Consider the following 23,560-nt stretch of genomic DNA (forward strand, 5'->3'; position numbering starts at 1 on the left):
CGCACCGGGGGGCGCGGTCTCTCTACCCCACTTCAGCGAACGGCCCGGCGGCAACGTCGGGCCGAACCTGCTTTTAGCGCCCTCGACTTGACCCGGATCAAGGTTCCCCGCCGCACGGAGCGCGACAAGTCGAAGGACAACAGCCCCCTTGGGAGGCGCCTGCTGCGCCCCGGAGAATGCCATGCTGGACACCAGCGACGTCGAACGCCTCGACGCGGAAGCCGTCAACCGGGCCGCGACGCGCCAGCCCCTCTATGCGCCGCGCAAGAAGATATTCCCCAAGCGCGCTTCGGGCAGCTTCCGCAATTTCAAGTGGCTGGTCATGCTGATCACGCTCGGCATCTACTACCTCACGCCCTGGATCCGCTGGGACCGGGGGCCTCATGCGCCTGACCAGGCAGTGCTGGTCGACATCGCCAATCGCCGCTTCTACTTCTTCTTCGCCGAGATATGGCCGCAGGAGTTCTTCATCGTCGCGGGCCTTCTGGTCATGGCGGGCATCGGCCTGTTCCTGGTGACCTCCACCGTTGGCCGCGCCTGGTGCGGCTACACCTGCCCGCAGACGGTCTGGGTGGATCTCTTCCTCGTCGTGGAACGCTGGATCGAAGGTGACCGCAACGCGCGCATGAAGCTCGATGCGGGTCCGTGGACGGGCAGCAAGATCGTCAAGCGCGTTGCCAAGCATGGAATCTGGGTCTTGATCGCGGTGGCCACCGGCGGCGCGTGGATATTCTATTTCGCCGACGCGCCGACGCTCGCGATGGATTTCCTGACCGGGCAGGCGGCCACCGTCGCCTATATCACCGTCGCCGTCCTGACCGCCACGACCTACACGTTCGGCGGCCTGATGCGCGAGCAGGTCTGCATCTACATGTGCCCGTGGCCGCGCATCCAGGCGGCGATGCTCGACGAGAACTCGCTGACGGTCACGTATAATGACTGGCGCGGCGAGCCCCGCACGCGCGGCGTGAAGAAGGCTGCTGCCGAGGGCCGCGCCATCGGCGACTGCGTGGATTGCAATGCCTGCGTGGCCGTTTGCCCGATGGGCATCGACATCCGCGACGGCCAGCAGCTGGAATGCATCACATGCGCGCTGTGCATCGATGCCTGCGACGCCATCATGGACAAGACCGGCAAGGAGCGCGGGCTGATCGCCTATGCCACGCTCGCCGACTACAACCACAACATGGCGCTGGCGACCGGCGGCGGTGCGGCCGCCATCGATCCCGCCCGCGTGCGCGGTTCGGACGGGCGCCTGCTCCCCGATGCGCGCGGTCTCGATCTCCGCCGGCTCATTCGTCCGCGCACATTCGCCTATCTGGCGATCTGGGGTCTGGTCGGCGTCGCGCTCCTCTTCGCGCTCGCCACACGCGACCTCCTGGAAATCAGCGTCCAGCACGACCGCAATCCGCAATTCGTGCTCCTGTCCGATGGCTCGATCCGCAACGGCTACACGGTCAAGATCCTGAACAAGGTGGCCGAACCGCGCGCAGTGACGCTGTCACTGGAGGGGCTCGAAGGCGCGACCATGCTGCTCGGCGGCTTCGACATGCCGGAATCGCGCGAGGTGTTCGTGATGCTCGAGCCCGACCGGCTCAGAAACCTGCGCGTTTTCGTGCGCATGCCACCTGAACTGGTGACCGCCGGAACCAGCGCCTTCACCTTCCGTGTCGCGGAGCGGCAAGGCGCCGAGGCCGCCAGCTATTCCGCCATCTTCCACGCCCCGGAGTCCAACCGATGAACGACATGTCCGAGCGCCCGCGTGAATTCACCGGCAAGCATCTCTTCCTGATCCTGGTTGCCTTTTTCGGCGTCATCATCTCCGTGAACGTGACGATGGCAACGCTCGCCAACAGGAGCTGGACAGGGCTGGTGGTCCAGAACTCCTATGTCGAGAGCCAGAAGTTCAACGATCATTTCGACGCCGCCCGCGCGCGGGCCGCGCTCGGCTGGCGCAGCGAGATGAGCTATGCGAACGGTTCCTTCGCCTATCGGCTGACCAATGGCGAAGGGCAGGGCGTGCGGCTCATGGACATCGTCGTCGAGTTTCGTCGACCGGTCCAGGAATCCAAGGATCGCCAGGCTACGCTCCAGGCGGAAGGCGGAGGGAGCTTCGTTGCCGACCTCCCGCTCGAGGACGGCCAGTGGATCGTCGACATAAGTGCCGTGACACATGGTTTGAGCGAGCCGTGGCGCGACATGAAGCGCGTCTTCGTGCGCAACGGAAGCCTGCAATGAGCTGCTGCGCGCCCGGCACGGAAGCTGCGCTGGAACTGGCGGGCGAGGCGCTGCCGTCGGATGAGGAATTGCTCCTGGCCAGCCGGCCGCTGGGCAACGGGCTGAGACAGGTCGACCTGTCCGTCCCGGACGTCCATTGCGGCGCGTGCATTGCCACGATCGAGGGCGCGCTCAAGCACTTGGAAGGCATGGAAAGCGCCCGCGTCAACCTATCAACGAAGCGCGTGTCGGCCAGCTGGCGTGACGGCACGCCGCCGCCGCCGATCATGTCCACTCTGTCGCGTCTCGGCTACCGCGCGCATCTTTTCGACCCGGGTGCCGGCGACAAGGACGAGCAGCTTTCGGAACTGATCCGCGCGCTGGGCGTGGCGGGCTTTGCCGCCGCCAACATCATGCTGCTGTCCGTTTCCGTCTGGTCCGGCGCGGATGCGGCGACACGGGACTTCCTTCACATCGTGTCGGCGCTGATCGCGCTGCCCGCGCTCGTCTATTCGGGCCGCATCTTCTTTCGCTCCGCGCTCGGCGCGCTGCGCCACGGCCGCTCCAACATGGACGTGCCGATTTCGATCGGTGTCATCACCGCCTATGTGATGAGCCTCTACGAGACGATGACCAGCGGCCCGCACGCCTATTTCGATGCGGCCGTCACGCTTCTCTTCTTCCTCCTGATCGGCCGCACGCTCGACCATGTGATGCGCGAGCGGGCGCGGGTGGCCGTCAAGGGCCTCGCCCGGCTTTCGGCGCGGGGCGCGACGATCGTCTCCCCCGATGGCTCCCGTGCCTATCTGCCCGTCGCAGAGATCGAACCCGGCATGACCATCCTGCTCGCAGCCGGCGAGCGGGTGCCGGTCGATGCGAAGGTCCTCAGGGGCCGTTCCGATCTCGATCGTTCGCTGGTGACCGGCGAGAGCCGGCCCGAGCCGGTGGAAGAGGGCGCCCGCCTCCAGGCCGGTACGCTCAACCTCACGGGACCGCTGACGCTGGAGGCCGCCGCCCCGGCCAGGGACTCCTTCCTGGCCGAGATGATGCGCCTGATGGAGGCGGCCGAGGGGGGGCGTGCCCGCTATCGCCGCATCGCCGACCGCATGGCGCAGCTTTATGCGCCGGTCGTGCATCTGGTGGCCCTCATCACGCTGGTCGGCTGGGTCATGGTCACCGGCGACTGGCATAGGTCCATCCTGATCGCCATTGCCGTCCTCATCATCACCTGCCCCTGCGCGCTCGGCCTGGCCGTGCCGATCGTGCAGGTGATCGCCGCCCGCCGGCTGTTCGAGCAGGGCATCATGGTCAAGGACGGCTCGGCCATGGAGCGGCTGGCAGAGGCCGACACCGTCGTCTTCGACAAGACCGGCACGCTGACATTGGGCAGGCCGAGGCTCGTCAATGCGGACGAGGTTGCGCCAGCTGATCTGGCGCTGGCGGCGGCGCTCGCCGTCCATTCGCGCCACCCGCTGTCGCTGGCGCTGGCGGAAGCCGCCGGGAATGCCGCGACGCAGACCTTCGAGCACATCGCCGAACTGCCCGGGCTCGGTGTCGAGGCGAGGAACGGCGCCGAAATCGTGCGGCTCGGACGCGCCAACTGGGCGCTCCCCGGTGCAGCCGGAGATCCGGCGGGAGCCGGCACCGTCCTGTCGCGCAACGGAAAGCTTCTCGCTGCCTTCCATTTCGAGGACAGGCCGCGGGAGGGCGCCGCGGCGGCGGTTGCGGCGCTGGCCAGGGCGGGCCTGCCGGCCGAGATCGTTTCGGGCGACCGCGAGGCGGAGGTTGCGGCCATGGCGCGGCAGTTGGGCATTGTGCGATTCGAGGCCGGCATGCTGCCCGGCGCGAAGACGGAACGGCTGAAGGCCCTGTCGGCTGCCGGTCACAAGCCGCTGATGGTTGGCGACGGGCTCAACGACGCGCCGGCGCTCGCAGCGGCCCACGTCTCGATGGCGCCCGCCAACGCGGCCGATATCGGCCGGCAGGCGGCCGACCTCGTCTTCCTCCGCGACAACCTCTCAGCCGTGCCTGCGGCGATCGACCTGTCGCGGCGCGCGGGCGTGCTGATCCGCCAGAACTTCGCCATCGCCACGGTCTACAATGTCGTCGCGGTGCCGATCGCCGTGCTCGGCTATGTGACGCCTCTGGTGGCGGCGATCGCGATGTCGGTGTCCTCGGTCATCGTGGTGCTCAACGCCATGCGGCTCAAGCCGGCTCGGGTCGATGCCGTTGAATCGCAGCCGCAGGCCACGCAGGCCGCCGCGCGCGGGCTGCGACTGGAGCCGGCCGAATGAGCAATCTGATCTTCCTGATCCCGATCGCCCTGTTTCTCGGTGGGCTGGGGCTGGCTGCCTTCATCTGGTCGCTGTCGAGCGGCCAATATGACGATCTCGACGGGGCGGCCGAGCGTATCCTCATCGACGAGGAAGACGAGGTCTGATCGCCGATCGACCTTGTCCGCCTATGGCTCCGCAGGACTGGAACCATCCGCGTCGCGGACCTTGCGCCCGCTCAGCACCATGCTCGCCACCAGATCGCCGGTGACATTGACCGCCGTGCGGCTCATGTCGAGGATGCGGTCGACCCCCAGGATGATGACCATGCCGGCGGTCGGAATGCCGAAACCGGCCGCCACGCTCAACAGGATCGCGATGCTGACACCCGGCGTGCCCGGCGCGCCGATCGATGAGGCCACCAGAGTCGCGGTGATGATGGCGATCTCGCCGAGCGACAATTCGATGCCGGCCATCTGGGCGAGGAACAGGATCGCCACCGACTGGTAAAGCGCGGTGCCGGCCATGTTCATGGTCGCGCCGAGCGGCACCACGAGATTGGCGGTGGCGTCAGGGACACCGAGACGCCGCGCGGTCTGGATGGTCATCGGCATGACGGCCGACGAGCTTGAGGTGGAGAAGGCCAGCAGCAGCGTGCCGCCCGCCGTCTTCAGAAAGCGCATCGGCGTCACTTTGGCGACCAGTGCCGCGATCGCAAGATAGATGACCAGCAGCAGGGCCAGCCCGAGAAAGACGGTGCCGACATAGGTCGACATGGCGGCGACCGTCTCCAGCCCGACCCGCATGACAAGCTGCGCCATGAGACCGAAGACCGCGATCGGGGCCAGGAACATGGCCCATTTGACGATGGTCATGGCAATGGCGAGCAGGGCGTCGAGGAGGGCGAGGAAGGGCGCCACCTTGTCGCGATTGACCTGGGTGGCGGCGATGCCGACCAGGACCGCGAGCACGACGACGGCGAGCAGGTCGCCCTGCACGATGGACGCCGTGGGGTTGGTGGGCAGGATGCCCGCGATGATGTCGGGCGCCTGGGCGCCGTCGAAAGGCGACTCGCCAGCCTCAGGAACCGCCGCACTGCCCGACATGGACAGCCCATGGACCGATGCGCCGGGTTGCAGCCAGCGGGCGAGCGCGACGCCGATCCACGCGGCGGCGAAAGTCGTGGCAAGGATGAAGCCGGCCAGCCTCAAGCCGGTGGAGCGGAGCTCCGCGCCGGATTGAGCGCCGTTCAGCCCGCCCACGATGGAGGCGAAGATCAGCGGCACCAGAACCATCGCGATCAGGCCGAGGAAAATCTGCCCCGGCAGGGCCAGCCACGCCCCGAGCAGTTCGGCCGTCGCGGCATCCAGGATTCCGATATCGGGCGACAGGATGGTGCCGACGGCAAATCCCAGCGCCATGCCGACCATCACCTGCGCCCATAGCCGGCTGCGAATCCACGCGTGCAGCTTGAAACGCTGCTGGTAGAGATGGATCGGTTGAGGGTCGTGCGCTTCGCTCGTGCCGCCGGGCGCCGCCATTGTCAGTCTCCGTATGTTCGCCGCTTGATAACGTCGAGGGATGCGGAGGGCAAACGCGGGCGCCTGGCCCCGCCTCAAATCGAGGAGGCAGGGCCCCGGTGGCTGTCGCCGGCAGCGCTGGCTGGCTCGTGCCCCGGAAAGTTGGGGTTGGATCGCGCCTTAGGGCTTCACCACCGACACGATTCGGTAGGTGTGCGTGTCGCCCTCGTTCGTGAGCGAGACATATTCGCCGGGGACGAAACGCTCGTCGTTGAAGCGGAAGCCGAGTTCGTCGTCGGCATCGCCTTCTTCGTAATCGAAGTACCAGGCTCCGCCCGGCTTTCGGCGCAGCAGCCCGATCCGATCCGTCTCGCCGCCGCGGAAACGGCGCACGCGGCATGCGGCGGCATGGGATTTCCACTCGGCGGCGTCGAGACGCCCTTCGCTGTCGAGCGGGGCGAGAATGTCGTAGCCGTCATCGCGCTCGCCGCCCGGATGCCCTTTCTCCCGGGCGAGTTCCATGTGGATGTGGCGGATGCTTGGCGGCAGCTTCATGGGAAGATCTCCTCGTGTTCGATCTTCCAGTTGCACGTATTGGCCGCCAAAGCCCTTGATCCCCGTCAATCGGCGTCGGGTGGCGGCACCACGAGCACGTCGCTTGCGGTCGACCGCAGCACGCCCTGGGCGACGCTGCCGAGCACGAAGCGGGCGATGGTGGAGCGTGCCTGGGTTCCGATCACGATCAGGTCGGCCTTCATGTCGCGGGCGCAGTCGTCGATGGTGCCGGCGGTCGAGACCTCCGCCAGTTCGGCAAGGCGCGCGTCGGCCTCCAGTCCGATATCACCCAGATAGGCGGAGAGCCTGCTGGCCGCCTTGGAGCGCTCGCTCTCGACATAGGCGAGCACCTCCTTCGTCGACGCAGAGGCATGCAGCATGAGCTCCTGCCCGGGCGCGGCGAAGACATGGACGACGGACAGCCGCGCGTCGGCGAGTAGCCCCAGGTCACGGGCTGTGCGAATCGCGTTCGTGCAGCCCTGACTCATGTCGGTCGCAAACAGGATTCGGTGATGCGGGCCTGCGGGCGTGGACTTGGCCATCAGAACCGGTCTGAGGCTGCGGCGCAGGATGCGGTCCACTGTCGTGCCGAGAAAGATGTCGTGGAACGGGCGCTGCCGGTGAGCCCCCACCACGAGAAGATCCGCATCAAAATCCTCGGCTGCCGTCGCCACCACTTCGTCCAGCGGGCCGGAGACCACCACCCCCTCGCAGGCGACACCGTCGAAGGTCGTCACCGAATGAGCCAGTTCGCCAATCAGCGTTTCGGCTTCGCGGCGGGCGCTGTCGGCCAGGCGTTCGGGCTGCTCGTCGTCGATGCCATGAACGAGCACCAGCCGCGCTTCGTCATTCTTTGCCAGCAGCGTGGCGCGCCGCAGGGCGCGGTCCGAACGCTCGGAAAAATCGGTCGCGACGAGGATGGTCTTCATGTGTTCGGCTCCGCGATCTTTGTGTGGTCGACGGCAAGGTTGAACCGGCTGACGATCATTTTCTCCATTTCGAGGATGAGCAGAAGCACCAGGCCCGGCAGGGCACACTGTGCAAGCTGGACGAGCGACAGGGGCCGCGTCTCGAACAGGAGCTGCATGAAGGGCACATAGGTGAAGACAGCCTGCAACACGACAACGATCGCCACCGCGATCAGCACGGGCTGGGTGCCCCTGACCCCTTCCCAGGTGATGGAGGCGGCGCGCAGGTAACGCACGGAGAAGAGATAGAAAACTTCCATCGCGACCAGCGTGTTGAGCGCCATGGTGCGGGCGGTCTCGATATCGTCGCCGAAGCTGCGCGCCAGCGCGAACTGGCCGAAGACGCCGATCGAAAACAGCACAGAGACAAGCGCCACACGCCAAACCAGAAAGCGCGACAGGATCGGTGCCGTCCGATCGCGCGGCGGCTGGCGCATGATGTCGCGCTCGGGCGCTTCGAAGGCGAGCGACATGGCGAGCGCGACGGAACTAACCATGTTGACCCACAGGATCTGGGCGGGCGTGATGGGCAGCACGAGACCGAAGACGATTGCGATCATCAGGCTGAGCGACTCGCCGCCATTGACGGGCAGCAGGAAGGTGACGACCTTCTTGAGATTTGCGTAGACGGTGCGCCCCTGCCGCACGGCCTCGGCAATGGAGGCGAAATTGTCGTCCGCCAGGACCAGGTCGGAGGCCTCGCGCGTCGCCTCGCTGCCCTTGCGTCCCATCGCGATGCCGGCGTCGGCCCGTTTGAGCGAGGGCGCGTCGTTGACCCCGTCGCCGGTCATGGCGACGACATGGCCGTGGCTCTGCAGCGCTGTCACGAGCCGCAATTTGTGCTCGGGACTGGTACGGGCGAAGATGTCGGTGTCGAGAACGATTTTGGCCAGCGACGCCTCGTCCATCGCCTCGATGTCGGCCCCGGTCAGGACCTTCCCGGTACGTTTCAGCCCGATCTGTCGGCCGATTGCAGCGGCCGTGCCGGCGTGATCGCCGGTGATCATCTTGACCACGATTCCGGCGGCCTGGCAGTCGGCCACGGCCGTGATGGCCTCCGGCCGCGGTGGGTCGATCAGGCCGACGAAACCGACCAGCACCAGCCCCTCGGCGATGTCGTCATGATCGATCCCGGAGCCGGCATGCTCCTTCATCGCGAGCGCCAGGACCCGCTGGCCGTCATTGGCAATGGATTCGGCGTTCTCGGTCCAGTAGCGGCGGTCGAGGGGACGTGGCCCTTCCCCGGACAATTCGCTGCCGCACATGTCCAGGATGCGTTCGGGCGCGCCCTTGACCAGCGCCACGGTCATGTCGCCGGCCGCACCATGCAGCGTGGCCATGTAGCGATATTCGGCATCGAAGGGAATTGAATCGGCCGGCTCTTCCCGGTTCTCATGACCGACGCCGAGCTTTGCGGCCAGCGCCAGCAGGGCGCCCTCCATGGGGTCGCCTTCGACCCGCCAGCCGTGGCTGTCCTCGTGCAGCGCCGCCGTGTTGCACAGCGCCGCGATCCGAGCGAGGTCGGCTAGCGCGGGCGTGGCGTCGGGATCGACGGTTTCGCCCTCGCGGCTGATCTCGCCCGCGGGCGTGTATCCCGTGCCCGATACGTCGAAACGTCCTTCCGCCGTCAGAAGTGTCGTCACCATCATCTCGTTGCGGGTGAGCGTGCCGGTCTTGTCGGAACAGATGACCGAGACCGCCCCCAAGGTTTCGATGGTGGGCAGGCGGCGCACGATGGCATTGCGCCGGGCCATGGTCTGGACGCCGATGGCGAGAGTGACGGTAAGCACGGCCGGCAGCCCTTCCGGGATGGCTGCGACCGTCAGGCCGACCACGACCATGAAGGTCTCGGCAAAATCCTGGTCGCGCAGCAGCGTTCCCCACAGCAGGATGAGCGCGGAGATCGCCAGGATGACGCCCGTCAGATAACGGGCGAAAACGCCCATCTGCTGGATGAGCGGCGTGGTCAGCTGCTCGACATTGGCAAGCAGGCCGGAAATGCGACCGATCTCGCTGTGCGGGCCGGTGCCCACGACTACGCCGGCTGCCGTGCCGCGCGTTACCATGGTTCCGGAATAGGCCATGGAACGCCGGTCGCCGAGCACCGCCTCCTTCTCTACCGGATCGACCTGCTTGCGCGTCGGCACCGATTCGCCGGTCAGGATGGCTTCCTCGATTGACAGGCTGGAAGCCGAGACAAGCCGCAGGTCGGCCGGCACCTTGTCGCCCGCCTCCAGCTGCACGATGTCGCCTCGCACGAGCTCGTCGGCGGCAATCTCGACTCTGCGCCCGTCGCGCAGCACCGAAGCACGCGGTGCCAGCATGCCGCGCAGCGCTTCCAGCGCTTCCTCGGCCTTGCCCTCCTGGAAGAAGCCGATCAGCGTATTGGCCGCCACCACGGCAAGAATGACGAATGTATCGATGAAATGGCCGAGCAGCGCCGTGATCGCGGCCGCTCCGATCAGCACGAGAATGAGAAGATTGTTGAACTGGGACACCAGCCTCTGCAGCGCGGTTCGCCGCGGCGGCTCGGGGAGCCGGTTGGCTCCTTCCGCCTCCAGGCGACGGCGTGCCTCGGCCTGGCTCAGCCCCTTGCGGTCGGACCCGGTGAGCGCAAGCACGCTTTCGGCCGGTTCGGCCCAACTCGGCCGACCGGCGCTCTCCTTCACGTCATTCATCTGTCCCTGCTGACTGTCACTGCGCGGTGTAGGCACCATCGACGAGATGATAACTGCCGGTAATGAAGCTAGCGCGGTCGGAAAGCAGGAAGCAAGTCAGTGCCGACACTTCCTCCGCCGTACCGAGACGGCCGATGGGATGCATGCCGGCGAGTTGTCCGATCGTCTCTTCGTCCAGATTGGCCGACAGAAGCGGCGTATTGATGAAGGCGGGTCCGACGGAATTGATGCGGATGCCCTGGGCTGCATATTCCATCGCGGCGGCTTTGGTCAGGCCAACAACGCCGTGCTTGGCGGCCACATAGGCGCTCGCGTTCATGAAGCCAACGGACCCGAGGATCGAGGCCATGTTGACGATGGCGCCGCCGCCCTTTTCCAGCATGGCGGGTATCTGGTAGCGCATGCCGTAGAAAACGCCGTTCAGATTGACGTCGATCACCTTGCGCCAGCCCTCCAGCGGATAGTCACCGGCTTTCTCGCTCGGACCGCCAATGCCGGCATTGTTGACGGCCAGATGCAACGCGCCGGTTTCCTTCACCGCGAAATCCACCAGCGCCCTGCTGGCATCGGCATCCGAAACGTCCGCTGCGAATGCCAGGGCCTTGCCGCCTTGCGTGGCGATCTCGTCGCAAACGGCCTGCGCCTTGTCCAGATCCAGGTCCGATACGATGACGGTGGCGCCTGCGGAAGCCAGTTCCCTGGCGATGGCGGCGCCGATGCCCGATGCCGCGCCCGTGACGATCGCGGTCTTGCCATCAAACTGTCTGTTCATGTCGGGCTCCTGCCTTTGTCGCTGTTCGTTGCCCATCCATCGCATTTCAAGCAGCCGCGCGCCTTGACGCTGGTCAACCGAGCCCTCCCTCACACGCTCTTCGCCGATTGACAGGCGCGACCAAGGACCCCATTGCCTGTTTCGGCAGGACGCCACGAAGGAAGCGCAAGAGCGGAAGCGAAGCTTGGCCCATCTGATCGCAAACGACGAACGTCCGGGGCAGGGGGTGGCCGGCTATGCGCTGGCCGCGGCCGGCGCGCTGGTGGTGCTCGTCGTCTGGTTCCTGCTCGTGGATCATACTGGCAGCACCTGGGTTGCTCTCATGCTCGCCCTCGTTGCGCTCGGTGCAGGCTCACAAGGCGGCTGGGCGCCGGGCATGGCGGCGACGGCGCTTGTTCTCGCCGGGCTGGTGGGGGGCACCCTCATTGCGCCCGACAGCTATCCGATTGCCGCCTCGGAGCTTCTGGCGATAGCGGTGGCCGGGGTTCTGCTGACCCTTTGCGGGGCCCGGTATCAGAAAGCGGAACGCCGGTCGCGGCGCACGGCCGCCCAGCTCGTGGCGCGAGAGGCGCATCTTCGTTCGATTCTCGATACGGTACCGGACGCCACGGTCGTCATCGATCGAAAGGGTGTGATCCAGACCTTCAACAAGGCCGCCGTGCGCCAGTTCGGCTATTCGGAGGAAGAGGTGTCGGGACGCAATGTCAGCCTCCTCATGCCGCAGCCCTACCGGGGCGAGCACGACGCCTACATGAACCGCTACATGCAGACCGGAGAACGCCGCATCATCGGGATTGACCGCGTCGTCGTCGGACAGCGCAAGGACGGCTCGACCTTTCCCATGAAGCTTGCGGTGGGCGAGATGAAGAGCGGCGACCAGGTATTCTTCACCGGCTTCATCCGCGACCTGACGGAGCGCGCGGAATCGGAGGCACGACTGGAGGAGGTGCAGGGCGAACTCGCCAGGCTGGCGCGCATCAACGAGCTGGGCGAGATGGCCTCGACACTGGCCCATGAGCTCAACCAGCCGCTGTCGGCGATCGCCAATTACGTGCAAGGCTGCACGCGGCTTCTGAGGCGCTTCGACGACGACTTGGCCAACCGCATGCGCGAGGCGCTGGAAGAGACCGCCCGGCAGTCCCTGCGTGCCGGCCAGATCATCCGGCATCTGCGCGAGTTCGTCACAAGGGGAGAGACCGAAAAGCAGCCGGAAGATCTGAAACAGCTCGTCGAGGAGGCGGCCGCTTTGGCCCTGGTCGGTTCCCGGGAAGCGGGGATCCGCACAGTTTTCGAGTTCGGGGACGAGGCACGGACCGTGCTGGTGGATCGCGTCCAGATCCAGCAGGTCCTCATCAACCTGTTGCGCAACGCGATGGAGGCGATGCGCCATTCCGAGCGCCGCGAGCTGCGCGTGCGCACATCGTCTGCGGCGGAGCAAGGGATGGTGCAGATCGAAGTCGCCGACACCGGCCCGGGGCTGACCGACGATGTCGCCCAGCAGCTCTTCAAGCCCTTTGTCACGACAAAACCCGGTGGCATGGGCGTCGGACTTTCTATATCCAAGCGCATCGTGGAGGCCCATGGCGGCACGATCGTGATGGATCGCAACGAACAGGGTGGAGCCACGTTCCGTTTCACCATGCCGGCCATCGACGAAGAGGCGAATCCGACATGAGCGCAGATGTGATCGTCCACATCGTCGACGACGAAGAGCCGGTGCGCAAATCGCTGGCCTTTCTCCTGACCATGTCCGACCATGCCGTGCGCGTTCATGAATCGGCGACCGCTTTCCTCGCCATCGCTTCCGGTCTCGATCGTGCCTGTCTCGTGACGGATCTGCGCATGCCCGACATGAGCGGCGTCGAACTGCTCAAGAAGCTGCGCGAGCAGGACGCCATGCTGCCGACCATCGTCATCACCGGTCATGCCGACGTCCCGATGGCGGTCGAGGCGATGAAGGCAGGCGCGCTGGATTTCATCGAGAAGCCGTTCGAGGACGAAGTGCTGCTTGAGGCTATCGCGCGTGCGATCGGAGAACTCGGCAAGCAGGAGAATGGCGGGCATGATTCAGGCGCCGTACGGGAGCGCATGACCCGCCTGTCCGAACGCGAGCAGCAGGTCATGACCGGCATCGTCGCGGGCCTGCCCAACAAGACGATCGCCTATGATCTCGACATCAGCCCCCGCACCGTCGAGGTCCATCGCGCCAACGTCATGGCCAAGATGCAGGCCCGCAATCTGCCCGAACTCGTGCGTATGGTCATGGCGGCGAAGACGGACTGAATGGCCTTTTTGTCCCTTTGATCGAACTCAAGGCGTGGTTCCCGCGCGCGGCGCATCTTTCACGTCATGGTGGACGTTGGTCGCCGCCGCTTCTTGTGGAGAGCCGAATTGTCCGATGCCGGCCAGATCCTCGTGATTGCCCCAGACGACGCGGTGCGCCTTTCGCTCTGCTTCGTGCTCGAGGCCGAGGGGTTCAAGGTGAGGCTCGCCGCGCGTGCGCGGGATGCCGTGCGCGAATTGCGGCAGGCCGACTGCATCATCATCGACGACGCGGCCCTGTCCGAAGCGAGGGATTGCGGGCTGTCGATCGAATCGTCGCCCGTCATCGTCCTGGCGGAAAGGGTCGAGGAGACCTCCGCCGGTCCGGGACATGCGCTCGTGCAGAAACCCTTGCTGGGCAAGGCCCTCATCGACATCGTCGAAAGGGCCTTGGCGGTCCGTATCCCCATGCCGGCCCTGGCGCAGGGGGCGGCTACGTAGAACTACTTAGGAGGTAACCGAATATCGGTGACCCGGCGGATCGGCGAAGGTCTCTCCACAACAGATGGAGACCCCCCATGGCCAGCCACTTCGCTTTCGGATCACCTGCCACGCGAATCGACCTCGATGGCATGCTGTCGCAGCAGGCGGGGCGTGGTGCGCAGGTCACCCACTACAACGCGAATACCGAGATTTACGCCCCCGGCGACCGCGCCAATGCGCTCTATCAGATCGATTTCGGTGCTGTGCGCATCTACAGGCTCCTGTCCGACGGACGTCGCCAGATCAGCGCCTTCCACGTCGCCGGCGAAGTGTTCGGCTTCGAGGCGAGCGAGAAGCACGGCTTCTTCGCCGAGGCGATTGCGGCCTGCGGAATCCGCAGCTATCGCATGCCGCCGGAAGAGCGGGTGGCGCGCGAGCTTCTGCCCATCGCCCTTCAGGCGCTGGTGCGGGCGCAGGAACACATGCTCGTCATCGGCCGGCAGTCGGCCAGCGAGCGGGTCGCGGCCTTCCTTCTGGAGATGATGGAGCGCCAGGGCGGTCTGGACCACGTCGACCTGCCGATGTCCCGCACCGATATCGGCGACTATCTCGGCCTGACCATCGAGACCGTGTCGCGCGCCTTCTCCCGTTTCCGGGAGAGCGGCCATATCCACCTGGTCAACACACGCACGGTCGAGATCCGCAAGCCGGACGCGCTGCGCGCCATGTGCGAGTAGCACGCACCGTTCATTCCAGGCCGAGTTCGCAGGAGACGAGCAACACGCCCGGCTCCTGCGGTTCGCGTTTCATGGTGAAGCCCAGGCGGCGACACATCTCCAGCATCTTGGTGTTCTCGTCGAGCACATGCCCCTCGATCCGCGCAATGCCGTCGGCGCGGGCATAGTCGAGCAGCTGCTCCATCAGGGCGCGGCCGATCCCGTGTCCTTGCAGATCGGTGCGCACCAGGAGGCCGAACTCGGCGGTCTCGTGGTTGGGATCGCACGAGATGCGCGCGATCCCGCCCAATTCGCCATTCTCGATGTCGAGGGCCACGAAGGCCATTTCGCGGTCGTAATCGAGCTGGGTCAGCCGAACCAGCATCTGGTGGGGAAAGTGCCTGCGCGGGGCCAGAAAGCGCAGCCTTATATCTTCCTGCGAGACCTTGGCCAGGAAGGCCGGAAAGAGTTCGACATCGGTTGGCTTGATCGGCTGGAGGCGCCAGTTGCGGTCGCCCAGCTGCTCGTCCCTGGACCATCCCGAAGGCCAGGGGCGGATGGCCATCGCGCGGTTCGGGCCGGCCTCGCCAACCCTCTCGGGATCGATCTCGATGCGCGCGTCGAGCGCGACGGCGCCGTCGGCATCGGCAATCAGGGGATTGATGTCGAGAGAGAGGATTGCGGGATAGTCGACGACCAGCTGCGAGACCGCGCTCAGCGCGTGAACGATCGCCCGACGGTCGGCGGGCTTGCGGTCGCGAAATCCGGCGAGCAGGCGGCCCACGCGGGTGGAATCGATCAGGTCGCCGGCCAGCACGTCGTCCAGCGGCGGCAGGGCGATCGCGGTGTCGTCGATCACTTCGACCGCGACGCCGCCGGTGCCGAACAGGATCGCCGGCCCGAAGATCGGATCATGGCTCATGCCGATGATGAGTTCCTGCGCATGCGGGCGCACGATCATCGGCTGCAGGGCGTAGCCGTCGATCCTTGCGTCGGGGCGCTCGTCCTTGACCCGCTGGGCGATCTTCTCGGCCGCCCGGCGCGCCGCCTCGGGCGTCTCGATGTTCAGCACCACGCCGCCTATATCGGATTTGTGGCTGATCTGGCGCGACACGAGCTTCAGCACGATCCGCTCGGTGCGTGACAGGAGATCGGCCGCCATCGCCTCGACCTTGTCGGGGGAGGGGGCGAAAAGGTCTTCCGGCACCTCGATCCCATAGGCCGCCAGCACGCCCTTCGCTTCCTTCTCGGTCAGGATGCGGCGCCCCTCACGTGCTGCCTGGCGAAGAAGGTCGTCGATGACCTGCCGGTCGCCGGAGACGTCCTCGCTGAGGCTCGAGGGTACGCGCATCAGGGCACGCTGCGCGCGCGACCAATCGCTCAGATACGAGACCGCGATGGCGGCCTCGCCCGGCGTGGCGAAGCTCGCCAGGCCCGCATCCTGCAGGATCGAGCGGCCAGCGCGTGCGGTTTCCTCGCCGAGCCAGCAGGTGAGGGCGGGCTTGCCGTCGATCATTCCCCGGTCGGCAAGCTGGGCGATGCCTTCGGCCGCCGCCACCGGCGAGGCCAGTGCGGTGGGACAGTTGAGGATCAGGATGCAGTCCACGTCGGGGTCGGCCGCCACGGCCCGGACAGCCGCCTCGTAGCGTTCCGGCGGCGCGTCGCCGATGATGTCGACGGGGTTCGCCTTCGACCAGGTCGCCGGGAGCGTTTTGTCGAGTCGTGCCAGCGTCGCCTCCGAAAGCTGGGCCAGCTCGCCGCCCTGGTCCATCAGCGTGTCCACGGCCAGCACACCGGCACCTCCGCCATTGGTGACGATACCGACACGCGATCGTTCCAGCGGGCGGAAGCGGGCCACGGTCTCGGCGGCATCGAACAGGCTGCCCAGACCCTTCACCCGCAGGATACCGGCACGCCTCAATGCCGCCTCCACGACCCGGTCGGCGCCCGACAGCGCGCCGGTATGGGTGGCCGCGGCCTTGGCGGCGGCTTCGTGCCGGCCGGATTTGATGGCGATGACGGGCTTCAGCCGCGCCGCCGCCCGGGCAGCGGAGATGAATTTGCGCGGGTTGGGGATGGATTCGAGATAGAGCAGGATTGCCTTGGTCGCGGCGTCGCCGGCCAGCATGTCCAGATAGTCGCCGACATCGACGTCGGCCTGGTCGCCCAGCGAGACGATGTGGGAGAAGCCGAGGCCCTCGTCCGCGGCCCAGTCGATGAGCGAAGTGGCGATGGCGCCGGATTGCGACAGCAGCGCCAGCCCGCCGGAGGCGGGTGCCATATGGGCGAAACTCGCGTTGAGCTTCATGGTCGGCACCAGCAGGCCCACCGTGTTCGGTCCGATGATGCGGAACGTGTGCGGCCGGGCGGCATCCAGCATCTTCTGGCGCAGGCCGTTTTCCGCGTTCAGGCCGGCGGTGATGACGACGGCGACGCGGGTTCCCTTCTCGGCCAGCTCCGTGATGAGGCCAGGCACGGTGCGCGGGGGCGTGGCGATGACCGCCAGATCGGGCGCCGCCGGCAGGTCGGCGACGCGGCGATAACACGCCATCCCCGCGATCTCGCGGTGCTTCGGATTGACGGCCCAGACATTTCCTTCGAATCCCGCCGCAAGGACGTTTGCCAGGACGATGCCCCCCACGGAGCCTGGGCGGGGAGAGGCGCCGATGATCGCGACGGAGGTCGGGCGCGCGGCGCCTTCGAGATTGCGGATCGTCATGACGTCTCTCCGTCGGTTGCTGTCTGCTTATGGGCCGCCAGTTCAGACCGCCCGTTGATTGAGGTCAACGCATTACCGGGGAAACCTCGGTAGAAGCCGATAAGGTTCCACCTTCAGTGAAGGAAGCACGACCATGCCGCGCAGGGTTCTCGTGATCAACGGCCATCCCGACGGCGATCCCGGCAGGCTTTGCGCGGGCCTGGCCGAGGCCTATGCGGCGGGGGCGCGGGAAGGTGGGCATGAGGTCGAGACGATCGCTATCGCCGGTCTCGACATCCCCTTTCTCCGGTCGCAGGTGGAATTCGAGAAAGGCGATATCCCCGCAAGCCTCTCCGCGGCCGGCGAAGCGGTGCGCCACGCCGACCATGTCGTGATCGTCTTTCCCCTCTGGCTCGGCACCATGCCGGCGCTTCTGAAGGCCTTCCTCGAGCAGGTGATGCGGCCGGGCATCGCCTTCGAATACACCAAGTCGGGGCCGAAATCCCTTCTCGCCGGCGGCTCGGCCCGGCTGGTCGTCACCATGGGCATGCCGGCCTTTCTCTACCGTCTCTATTTCCTCTCGCACGGCGTCGCCGGATTGAGGCGCAGCATCCTGCGTTTCGTGGGCTTCAGCCCGGTGCGCACGACGCTCTTCGGGCTGGTGACAGCGGCCAAGGAGGACAAGCGGCAAAAGTGGCTGGCGCAGATGCGCGACCTGGGTCGGCGGGCCAGCTGAGTTATCGCCTCACACGGCAGAGGCGCCGGGAGCCGGGGCGGGGCGCCCGGACAGCCGTTGGAGATGGACGATCACCGCGAAACCCAGCACCCCGAGAAAACTGACCGCAAGCAGGGTTGCCAGTGACAGCGGCACCGAGAACCGGGCCATCATCAGCGCCAGGACAAAAGGCGCGAAGGCCGAGGTGAACTGGCGGGCAGCACTCATCCAGCCCACGCGGCGGCCGTAGCCCTCACGCCCGAAGACCTCCAGCGGCAAGGTGCCCCCGACGATCGAGACCAGCCCGGAGCCGAGCCCGAAGAGGACGACGAAGAAGGCGATGACGGCCACGTTCGGCGCGCCGACCAGCAGCAGCGTGATGCCGGCGGCCAGAAGGCCGGTCGCGATGACGGCGAGCACGGTCTGCGGCAACCTCCCGCCGAAGACCATGTTGATGAGGCGGCTGGCCACTTGCGACGGGCCGAACAGCGTCGCCACGAGCACGCCGGCCGTGCCCAGCCCGAGTGCGGTCAGCAACGGCACCATGTGCAGAAGCACCGCCGACAGCACAAACCCGGCTGCGGCGAACCCGCCCATCATCAACAGGAAGGCGGACGTCCGGCGCCTCGGATCGACGGGCCGCTCGTCCGAAGCCGGGGCTTTCTCGGCGGGCGCCGCCACGGCGACAGCGCGGCGGTGAAGACGCATCAGCCAGAAATGGACGGGAAGGCAGATGAACAGGTTGAGCGCTGCAAAGACGACATAGACCTCGCGCCAGGAAAGCTCGGCGTAGAGCGCCGTCGTCAGCGGCCAGAAGGCGGTCGAGGCAAAACCGGCAATCAGCGTCAGGTGGGTGATGCTTCGCGAGGCACCGCTGTCGCCCAGCTGGACGATTGCCACGAAAGCAGTGGCGTAGAGCACGAAGCACGCCGCCAGTTCCATCATCACGAGTGCTGCGACGAAAGCAGCAGCGTTGGGGGAAAGTGCCGCAGCGACGAGGGCGAGGGCCGCGGCAGCCGACCCGAGGCACATCACGCGTCCCGCCCCGTAGCGGTCGGCGAGGCGGCCGGCGGTGGGCGCCAGCAGGCTCCCCACGAACAGGGCCACCGAGAGCGCGCCGAAGATCCAGTGTTCGGGCAGGTCGAAATCCGTCGCCATGCCTGGCGCGAGAATGGCGAAGCTGTAATAGAGCGTGCCATAGCCGATGATCTGGGTCAGGCCCAGCGCCCATATCGCGGAGGCAGGGGCCCGGGTCTCGGTCACGTGGTCGCTTCCCGCCAGCATGTTCGGCTCCCGCATCCCCCTAGCGTGGCGGCGACATTGTCGGCAGGTCGGGAGCGCTTCCCTCCACACAGCACTCGGCGGCCAGGAAACCCAACAGCCCCGCCATGGCGGCATAGTTGGTGCGGCAGATCAGGGTGGTCGCCTGCCGCTCCTGGGTCATCAGCCCCGTGTCGAGCAGCCGCTTGCAGTGGTGGGAGAGCGTCGAGGCAGGAATTGCCATGCGCTCCTGGACCGCGCCCACCGGAAGCCCCTCGGCTCCCGCGCGCACCAGGATCCGGTAGATCTTCAGCCGCGTCGGGTTGCCGAGGGCTTCCAGCTGCGCTGCCGCCTGTTCCAGCGTCATGGGTAAATCCATGGAGACCTCCATTGCTGCGGGCCGATCGGCGAGGGAGAACGACGTCGCCGATACTCATATCGACCGCAGGTTGACGCGCCGCGAGACCTCTTCGGCCGTCTCCACCCGCTCGGAATAGCGGTCGGTGAGGTAGGCCGTGCGGTCGCGCAGAAGCAGGGTGAACTTCACCAGCTCTTCCATCACGTCGACGATGCGGTTGTAGTAGGGTGACGGTTTCATGCGCCCCTCGCCATCGAATTCGGCGAAGGCCTTGGCTACCGATGACTGGTTGGGAATGGTCACCATGCGCATCCAGCGGCCGAGCACGCGCAGCTGGTTGACGGCGTTGAAGCTCTGCGACCCGCCGCAGACCTGCATGACGGCGAGCGTCCGGCCCTGGGTGGGCCGCACGCCGCCCATGGAAAGGGGGAGCCAGTCGATCTGCGCTTTCATGATGCCGGTCATCGATCCATGGCGCTCGGGCGAGCACCAGACCTGACCTTCCGACCAGAGCGAGAGATCGCGCAGCTCGGCGACCTTGGGATGATCGGCGGGCACGGAATCGGGCAGCGGCAGGCCGGCAGGATCGAAGATGCGCACCTCCGCGCCGAGACGGCGCAGGATGCGGGCGGCCTCCTCCGTGGCCAGCCGCGAATAGGAGCGCTCCCTCAGCGAGCCATAGAGCATCAGGATGCGTGGTTTGTGATCGGCGCGTGGCGGGGCCAGCAACGCGGCCATGTCGATCGGGTGTAGGGAACCCTCGCGGATGTTCGGGAGAGCGTCGTCGACGCCGTTTGATCCTGGCATGTATCGTCTTTCGGCATTATTTCGATAAATCCGGAAATAGCGGATTAAGTCTGCCTTGCCGTCGAGTCAATCCATTAATTCCAATCTTCTCGAAATTGACTGAGATGCGTGGCCGGTCGCGACGGTGGCGTCCGGACGGCGACGACCTATATTCGGTTCATCAAAGAGGAGCGGCCCGACCGCCGCGGACAGAACGCTCATGAACCAGCACCAACCGCCGATCCGTTTCGACAATTCATACGCGGCGCTGCCCGAGCGCTTCTACGAGAGGCGGGATCCGCTTCCGGTCGCAAGACCGTCGCTCATCCGGCTGAACCGCGAGCTGGCCGAGGATCTCGGCATCGACGCCGGCTGGCTGGCAAGTCCGGAGGGCCTCGACATGCTGGCCGGCAACCGGCTGCCCGACAATGCCGATCCCATCGCCCAGGCCTATGCCGGCCACCAGTTCGGCAATTTCGTGCCGCAGCTTGGCGACGGGCGCGCGCTGCTGATTGGCGAGGTGGTGGACGGAAGCGGCCGCCGTCGCGACATCCAGCTCAAGGGTTCCGGACGCACCGCCTTCTCGCGCGGCGGCGACGGGCGCTCGGCGCTCGGGCCGGTGCTGCGCGAATATGTGGTGAGCGAGGCGATGGCCCGCATGGGCGTCGCCACCACGCGGGCTCTGGCCGCGGTGACTTCGGGCGAACAGGTGCTGCGCGAAACGGTTCTGCCGGGCGGCGTGCTGACGCGGGTGGCCTCCAGCCATGTGCGCGTCGGCACCTTCCAGTATTTCGCGGTGCGTGGCGACACCGAAGCGCTAAGGCTTCTGGCCGACCATGTGATCGCCCGTCACTATCCGCAGCTGCAGGGCGTCGAGTCGCCCTACGTCGCGCTGCTGGCGGCAGTGGTGGAGGCGCAGGCCCGGCTGGTGGCGAGCTGGATGCATCTGGGTTTCATCCACGGCGTGATGAACACCGACAATTTCTCGATCGCGGGCGAGACCATAGATTACGGCCCCTGCGCTTTCATGGACGAATTCCACCCCTCGACCGTCTTTTCCTCGATCGATCATGCCGGACGTTATGCCTATGGCAACCAGCCGCATATCGCGCACTGGAACCTGACCCGTTTCGCCGAGACGTTGCTGCCGCTGTTCGGGGCCGATGAGGATGCAGCGGTCGCCCGGGCGCAGGAGAGGCTGGAAGCGTTTCCCGAACTCTTCAACCAGGCTCTGCAGGCCGGCCTTCGCCGCAAGCTTGGATTTACCGATGCGCGCGAGGAAGATGCCGAGCTTTTCCGCGACCTCTTCCAGCTGATGGCTGACGCCAAGGCCGATTTCACCCTGACCTTTCGCGGACTTGCGGAAGATGCAGCGGCAGAGGACATGGGGACGGCACGGGCGCTGTTTGCCGACGCGGCCGGCTTCGATGGATGGGTGGGACGGTGGCGCGAGCGGCTCCGCCACGAGCATGCCGAGCCCGAGGCCCGGCGCGCCTCCATGCTATCGGCCAACCCGAAATACATCCCGCGCAATCACCTCGTCGAGGCGACCATCCAGGCCGCCGTCGAACGCGACGATTTCGGCCCGTTCCACGAATTGTGCGAAATCACCTCGCGGCCCTATGACGAACAACCCGGTCGCGAGATCTATGCGCTGCCGCCGCAGCCGGAGGAGCGGGTGCTGCAGACCTTCTGCGGCACCTGAAGCTCAGCCGCCGGCAATCGTGCGCATGAGTGCATCGACATCGTCCGGCGTCTCGTTGCCGGCCCACGCGACGAACTGGTCCGGGCGGACCAGAACGAATGTCGCTCCGTAGCGTGCGCGCGTGCCATCACGGTCATCCTCGACAATCGCAAGTGGCAGACCGGCAGTCTCGGCTGCGTCGCGAAAGCGCGCGGTCGCGGCAGGCTCGGCACCGAACGCCAGTAGCGTGAACCCCGTCCCCAGCGCCTCGAAGACATTGCGGCCATCCGACAGCGGCTGCGGTGCCAGATGATGGCCGGGGCGTGCCTCGAACGCATGGCCGCCCTTTGCCCCGCTCTCCTGCCCGGGCGGGCCCAGGATGATCGGCGAGCCGGCATAATTGGGTGCAAACGCATTGACTTCGCCAGTCGCGCCGGTCCCGCGCTTCTTCCACTCGGCCTCGAATGCTTCCCGGTCGGTCTCCGGGTCGAAACGGGCGAGAAAATCGCGGTCGCTCTCGATCGCCTTCTCGATGAAATCGCGTGCCGTTGAGGCGAAGACCGGCCGGCGCTCGACGCTGTAGCTGTCGAGCAGCTTCGGCCCCGCCCAGCCCCTCAGCGCGGCCGCCAGCTTCCAGCCCAGGTTGCGGGCATCCTCGAAGCCGGTGTTGATCCCGTAGCCGCCATAGGGCGGATGGCTGTGGGCGGCGTCGCCGGCAATGAAGACGCGGCCGTTCGAATAGCTGTCGGCGATGGCGACGCGAAGGTCCCAGAAGCCGATATGCTGGAACTCGACCTCGAATTCCGCGCCGGTCGCCTTGTGCAGATAGCCGGCGAAATCGAAATTGTCCTTCGTGGTGTCGTGCGGAACGGGCGCGTGGAAGAAGAAGCTGTTGCCCAGATCGACCCGGCCGAGGAACTGCCAGTAGCCCTCCAGGTCGGGGTGCAGCACGTTGTAGAACTGCTTGCCGGGAAAGACGCTCAGGAGATCGTGGAGCTCCGGTGAGCGGAAGACGAGAAGCACCATCTTCTTGTCGTGTTCGGACTTCGTCTCGGTGATGCCGGCCTTGTCGCGCACGACCGAGCGGCTGCCGTCACAGCCCACCGCATAGGCGGCGCGGATCTCGATAGGCTCGCCGCCCTCGCGCCGAACAGCCTTGACGGTGACGCCCTCGTGGTCCTGGGTGATCGCCTCGCCCGACCAGCCGTAAAGCACCTCGACGGCCGGGATGTCGGCGACACGCGCGCGCAGCACCTCTTCGGTCGCGTATTGGGGCAGGCGTTCGTTGTCGGTGAAATAGAAGGGCCGCACGAGTTCGCGCTGGAGCCAGTCGTAATGATGGCCCGACAGCAACGTGCCATAGGCGGTGATGCCGCCAATGCCGTATTCCGGCGGAATGGTCCGCGCGGCCCGCAGCTCCTTCTCGGCGCCCCAGAAATGGAAATGTTCCATGGTCCGCTGGGTCAGGTTCTGGCCCTTGGGCACGGGCTGGGGCGTCGGATATTGTTCGATCACGATGGTCGAGATGCCGCGCTGGCCGAGCTCGATGGCGAGTCCCATGCCTACGGGCCCGCCACCCACGATGACGACCTCAGTTTCCTTCACATTGTTCTCC

The 23,560-nt window shown here is 66.4% G+C and carries 20 protein-coding genes; 10 read left to right on the forward strand and 10 right to left on the reverse strand.

The features are described from left to right. Nucleotides 1-181 precede the first annotated feature (181 nt). From ccoG to ccoS, 4 genes are read left to right on the forward strand one after another with little or no spacing between them, the layout of a single operon-like run. Nucleotides 182-1,741, forward strand: a complete 1,560-nt coding sequence (ccoG, locus tag GRZ55_RS15460) for a cytochrome c oxidase accessory protein CcoG (RefSeq protein WP_169287842.1) — start codon at nucleotides 182-184, stop codon at nucleotides 1,739-1,741. After that, nucleotides 1,738-2,238, forward strand: coding sequence for a FixH family protein (locus GRZ55_RS15465; RefSeq protein ID WP_246734787.1), 501 nt, complete (start codon nucleotides 1,738-1,740; stop codon nucleotides 2,236-2,238). Before ccoG ends, GRZ55_RS15465 begins: the two co-directional genes overlap by 4 nt. Next, nucleotides 2,235-4,511, forward strand: coding sequence for a heavy metal translocating P-type ATPase (locus tag GRZ55_RS15470; protein ID WP_169287843.1), 2,277 nt, complete (start codon nucleotides 2,235-2,237; stop codon nucleotides 4,509-4,511). The genes GRZ55_RS15465 and GRZ55_RS15470 overlap by 4 nt, the downstream gene beginning before the upstream one ends. Continuing rightward, a complete protein-coding gene (gene ccoS / locus GRZ55_RS15475; protein WP_169287844.1) occupies nucleotides 4,508-4,657 on the forward strand; it encodes a cbb3-type cytochrome oxidase assembly protein CcoS in 150 nt (49 codons plus the stop codon). Before GRZ55_RS15470 ends, ccoS begins: the two co-directional genes overlap by 4 nt. Nucleotides 4,658-4,678: 21 nt before the next feature. Here ccoS and GRZ55_RS15480 read toward each other — a convergent pair whose 3' ends face one another. The 5 genes from GRZ55_RS15480 to GRZ55_RS15500 all read right to left on the reverse strand — a co-directional run bounded on the left by GRZ55_RS15480 (nucleotide 4,679) and on the right by GRZ55_RS15500 (nucleotide 10,983). Further along, nucleotides 4,679-6,031 (reverse strand): dicarboxylate/amino acid:cation symporter, encoded by a 1,353-nt coding sequence (locus tag GRZ55_RS15480; RefSeq protein ID WP_169287845.1) that lies wholly within the window; start codon nucleotides 6,029-6,031, stop codon nucleotides 4,679-4,681. A 159-nt stretch (nucleotides 6,032-6,190) separates the two neighbouring features. Further along, complete coding sequence (locus tag GRZ55_RS15485) at nucleotides 6,191-6,565, reverse strand: hypothetical protein (RefSeq protein WP_169287846.1); 375 nt, start codon at nucleotides 6,563-6,565, stop codon at nucleotides 6,191-6,193. Between the two features lie 65 nt (nucleotides 6,566-6,630). Continuing rightward, complete coding sequence (locus tag GRZ55_RS15490; protein ID WP_169287847.1) at nucleotides 6,631-7,494, reverse strand: universal stress protein; 864 nt, start codon at nucleotides 7,492-7,494, stop codon at nucleotides 6,631-6,633. After that, nucleotides 7,491-10,211, reverse strand: a complete 2,721-nt coding sequence (locus GRZ55_RS15495) for an HAD-IC family P-type ATPase (protein WP_210257364.1) — start codon at nucleotides 10,209-10,211, stop codon at nucleotides 7,491-7,493. Before GRZ55_RS15495 ends, GRZ55_RS15490 begins: the two co-directional genes overlap by 4 nt. A gap of 16 nt (nucleotides 10,212-10,227) precedes the next feature. Continuing rightward, nucleotides 10,228-10,983, reverse strand: a complete 756-nt coding sequence (locus GRZ55_RS15500) for an SDR family NAD(P)-dependent oxidoreductase (protein ID WP_210257365.1) — start codon at nucleotides 10,981-10,983, stop codon at nucleotides 10,228-10,230. Nucleotides 10,984-11,209: 226 nt separating this feature from the next. Between GRZ55_RS15500 and GRZ55_RS15505 the strand changes: the two genes are divergently transcribed. The 4 genes from GRZ55_RS15505 (at nucleotide 11,210) to GRZ55_RS15520 (ending at nucleotide 14,465) form a co-directional block, all read left to right on the forward strand. Further along, nucleotides 11,210-12,658: a PAS domain S-box protein gene (locus GRZ55_RS15505; RefSeq protein WP_368856631.1), complete on the forward strand. Its 1,449-nt coding sequence runs from the start codon at nucleotides 11,210-11,212 to the stop codon at nucleotides 12,656-12,658. Further along, nucleotides 12,655-13,266, forward strand: a complete 612-nt coding sequence (gene fixJ, locus GRZ55_RS15510; RefSeq protein WP_169287850.1) for a response regulator FixJ — start codon at nucleotides 12,655-12,657, stop codon at nucleotides 13,264-13,266. Before GRZ55_RS15505 ends, fixJ begins: the two co-directional genes overlap by 4 nt. Nucleotides 13,267-13,374: 108 nt before the next feature. Further along, nucleotides 13,375-13,746 (forward strand): DNA-binding response regulator, encoded by a 372-nt coding sequence (locus tag GRZ55_RS15515; protein ID WP_169287851.1) that lies wholly within the window; start codon nucleotides 13,375-13,377, stop codon nucleotides 13,744-13,746. Nucleotides 13,747-13,877: 131 nt separating this feature from the next. Beyond that, nucleotides 13,878-14,465 carry a helix-turn-helix domain-containing protein gene (locus GRZ55_RS15520; protein WP_246734800.1) on the forward strand — a complete coding sequence of 196 codons (588 nt, stop codon included), beginning with the start codon at nucleotides 13,878-13,880 and terminating at the stop codon, nucleotides 14,463-14,465. A gap of 10 nt (nucleotides 14,466-14,475) precedes the next feature. Here the strand turns inward: GRZ55_RS15520 and GRZ55_RS15525 are convergent, their stop codons facing one another. Then, a complete protein-coding gene (locus GRZ55_RS15525) occupies nucleotides 14,476-17,163 on the reverse strand; it encodes a bifunctional acetate--CoA ligase family protein/GNAT family N-acetyltransferase (protein ID WP_169287853.1) in 2,688 nt (895 codons plus the stop codon). 133 nt (nucleotides 17,164-17,296) lie between these two features. On the opposite strand from GRZ55_RS15525, the gene GRZ55_RS15530 reads away from it, so the two are divergent. Further along, nucleotides 17,297-17,878, forward strand: a complete 582-nt coding sequence (locus GRZ55_RS15530; RefSeq protein ID WP_169287854.1) for an NAD(P)H-dependent oxidoreductase — start codon at nucleotides 17,297-17,299, stop codon at nucleotides 17,876-17,878. Nucleotides 17,879-17,887: 9 nt separating this feature from the next. Here the strand turns inward: GRZ55_RS15530 and arsK are convergent, their stop codons facing one another. The 3 genes from arsK to arsH form a co-directional block, all read right to left on the reverse strand. Further along, nucleotides 17,888-19,141, reverse strand: coding sequence for an arsenite efflux MFS transporter ArsK (gene arsK, locus GRZ55_RS15535; RefSeq protein WP_169287855.1), 1,254 nt, complete (start codon nucleotides 19,139-19,141; stop codon nucleotides 17,888-17,890). 19 nt (nucleotides 19,142-19,160) lie between these two features. Then, nucleotides 19,161-19,484, reverse strand: a complete 324-nt coding sequence (locus GRZ55_RS15540) for a helix-turn-helix transcriptional regulator (RefSeq protein ID WP_169287941.1) — start codon at nucleotides 19,482-19,484, stop codon at nucleotides 19,161-19,163. A 66-nt stretch (nucleotides 19,485-19,550) separates the two neighbouring features. Then, entirely contained in the window at nucleotides 19,551-20,282 is a 732-nt protein-coding gene (arsH, locus tag GRZ55_RS15545) for an arsenical resistance protein ArsH (protein ID WP_169287856.1), read from the reverse strand. A 199-nt stretch (nucleotides 20,283-20,481) separates the two neighbouring features. Between arsH and GRZ55_RS15550 the strand changes: the two genes are divergently transcribed. Continuing rightward, nucleotides 20,482-21,966 (forward strand): YdiU family protein, encoded by a 1,485-nt coding sequence (locus GRZ55_RS15550; RefSeq protein ID WP_169287857.1) that lies wholly within the window; start codon nucleotides 20,482-20,484, stop codon nucleotides 21,964-21,966. Between the two features lie 3 nt (nucleotides 21,967-21,969). On the opposite strand, the gene GRZ55_RS15555 is transcribed toward GRZ55_RS15550, so the two are convergent. Further along, on the reverse strand, nucleotides 21,970-23,550 hold the full coding sequence (locus GRZ55_RS15555) for an FAD-dependent monooxygenase (RefSeq protein ID WP_368856628.1): 1,581 nt from the start codon (nucleotides 23,548-23,550) through the stop codon (nucleotides 21,970-21,972). Nucleotides 23,551-23,560 lie beyond the last annotated feature (10 nt).

Source organism: Chelativorans sp. ZYF759, from assembly GCF_012911015.1.
Classification (GTDB): domain Bacteria; phylum Pseudomonadota; class Alphaproteobacteria; order Rhizobiales; family Rhizobiaceae; genus ZYF759.

Coding starts and splice junctions, on each gene's coding strand:
- ccoG (WP_169287842.1), top strand. CDS start 182: ATGCTGGACACCAGCGACGTCGAACGCCTCGACGCGGAAGCCGTCAAC.
- GRZ55_RS15465 (WP_246734787.1), top strand. CDS start 1,738: ATGAACGACATGTCCGAGCGCCCGCGTGAATTCACCGGCAAGCATCTC.
- GRZ55_RS15470 (WP_169287843.1), top strand. CDS start 2,235: ATGAGCTGCTGCGCGCCCGGCACGGAAGCTGCGCTGGAACTGGCGGGC.
- ccoS (WP_169287844.1), top strand. CDS start 4,508: ATGAGCAATCTGATCTTCCTGATCCCGATCGCCCTGTTTCTCGGTGGG.
- GRZ55_RS15480 (WP_169287845.1), bottom strand. CDS start 6,031: ATGGCGGCGCCCGGCGGCACGAGCGAAGCGCACGACCCTCAACCGATC.
- GRZ55_RS15485 (WP_169287846.1), bottom strand. CDS start 6,565: ATGAAGCTGCCGCCAAGCATCCGCCACATCCACATGGAACTCGCCCGG.
- GRZ55_RS15490 (WP_169287847.1), bottom strand. CDS start 7,494: ATGAAGACCATCCTCGTCGCGACCGATTTTTCCGAGCGTTCGGACCGC.
- GRZ55_RS15495 (WP_210257364.1), bottom strand. CDS start 10,211: ATGAATGACGTGAAGGAGAGCGCCGGTCGGCCGAGTTGGGCCGAACCG.
- GRZ55_RS15500 (WP_210257365.1), bottom strand. CDS start 10,983: ATGAACAGACAGTTTGATGGCAAGACCGCGATCGTCACGGGCGCGGCA.
- fixJ (WP_169287850.1), top strand. CDS start 12,655: ATGAGCGCAGATGTGATCGTCCACATCGTCGACGACGAAGAGCCGGTG.
- GRZ55_RS15520 (WP_246734800.1), top strand. CDS start 13,878: ATGCTGTCGCAGCAGGCGGGGCGTGGTGCGCAGGTCACCCACTACAAC.
- GRZ55_RS15525 (WP_169287853.1), bottom strand. CDS start 17,163: ATGACGATCCGCAATCTCGAAGGCGCCGCGCGCCCGACCTCCGTCGCG.
- GRZ55_RS15530 (WP_169287854.1), top strand. CDS start 17,297: ATGCCGCGCAGGGTTCTCGTGATCAACGGCCATCCCGACGGCGATCCC.
- arsK (WP_169287855.1), bottom strand. CDS start 19,141: ATGCTGGCGGGAAGCGACCACGTGACCGAGACCCGGGCCCCTGCCTCC.
- GRZ55_RS15540 (WP_169287941.1), bottom strand. CDS start 19,484: ATGACGCTGGAACAGGCGGCAGCGCAGCTGGAAGCCCTCGGCAACCCG.
- arsH (WP_169287856.1), bottom strand. CDS start 20,282: ATGCCAGGATCAAACGGCGTCGACGACGCTCTCCCGAACATCCGCGAG.
- GRZ55_RS15550 (WP_169287857.1), top strand. CDS start 20,482: ATGAACCAGCACCAACCGCCGATCCGTTTCGACAATTCATACGCGGCG.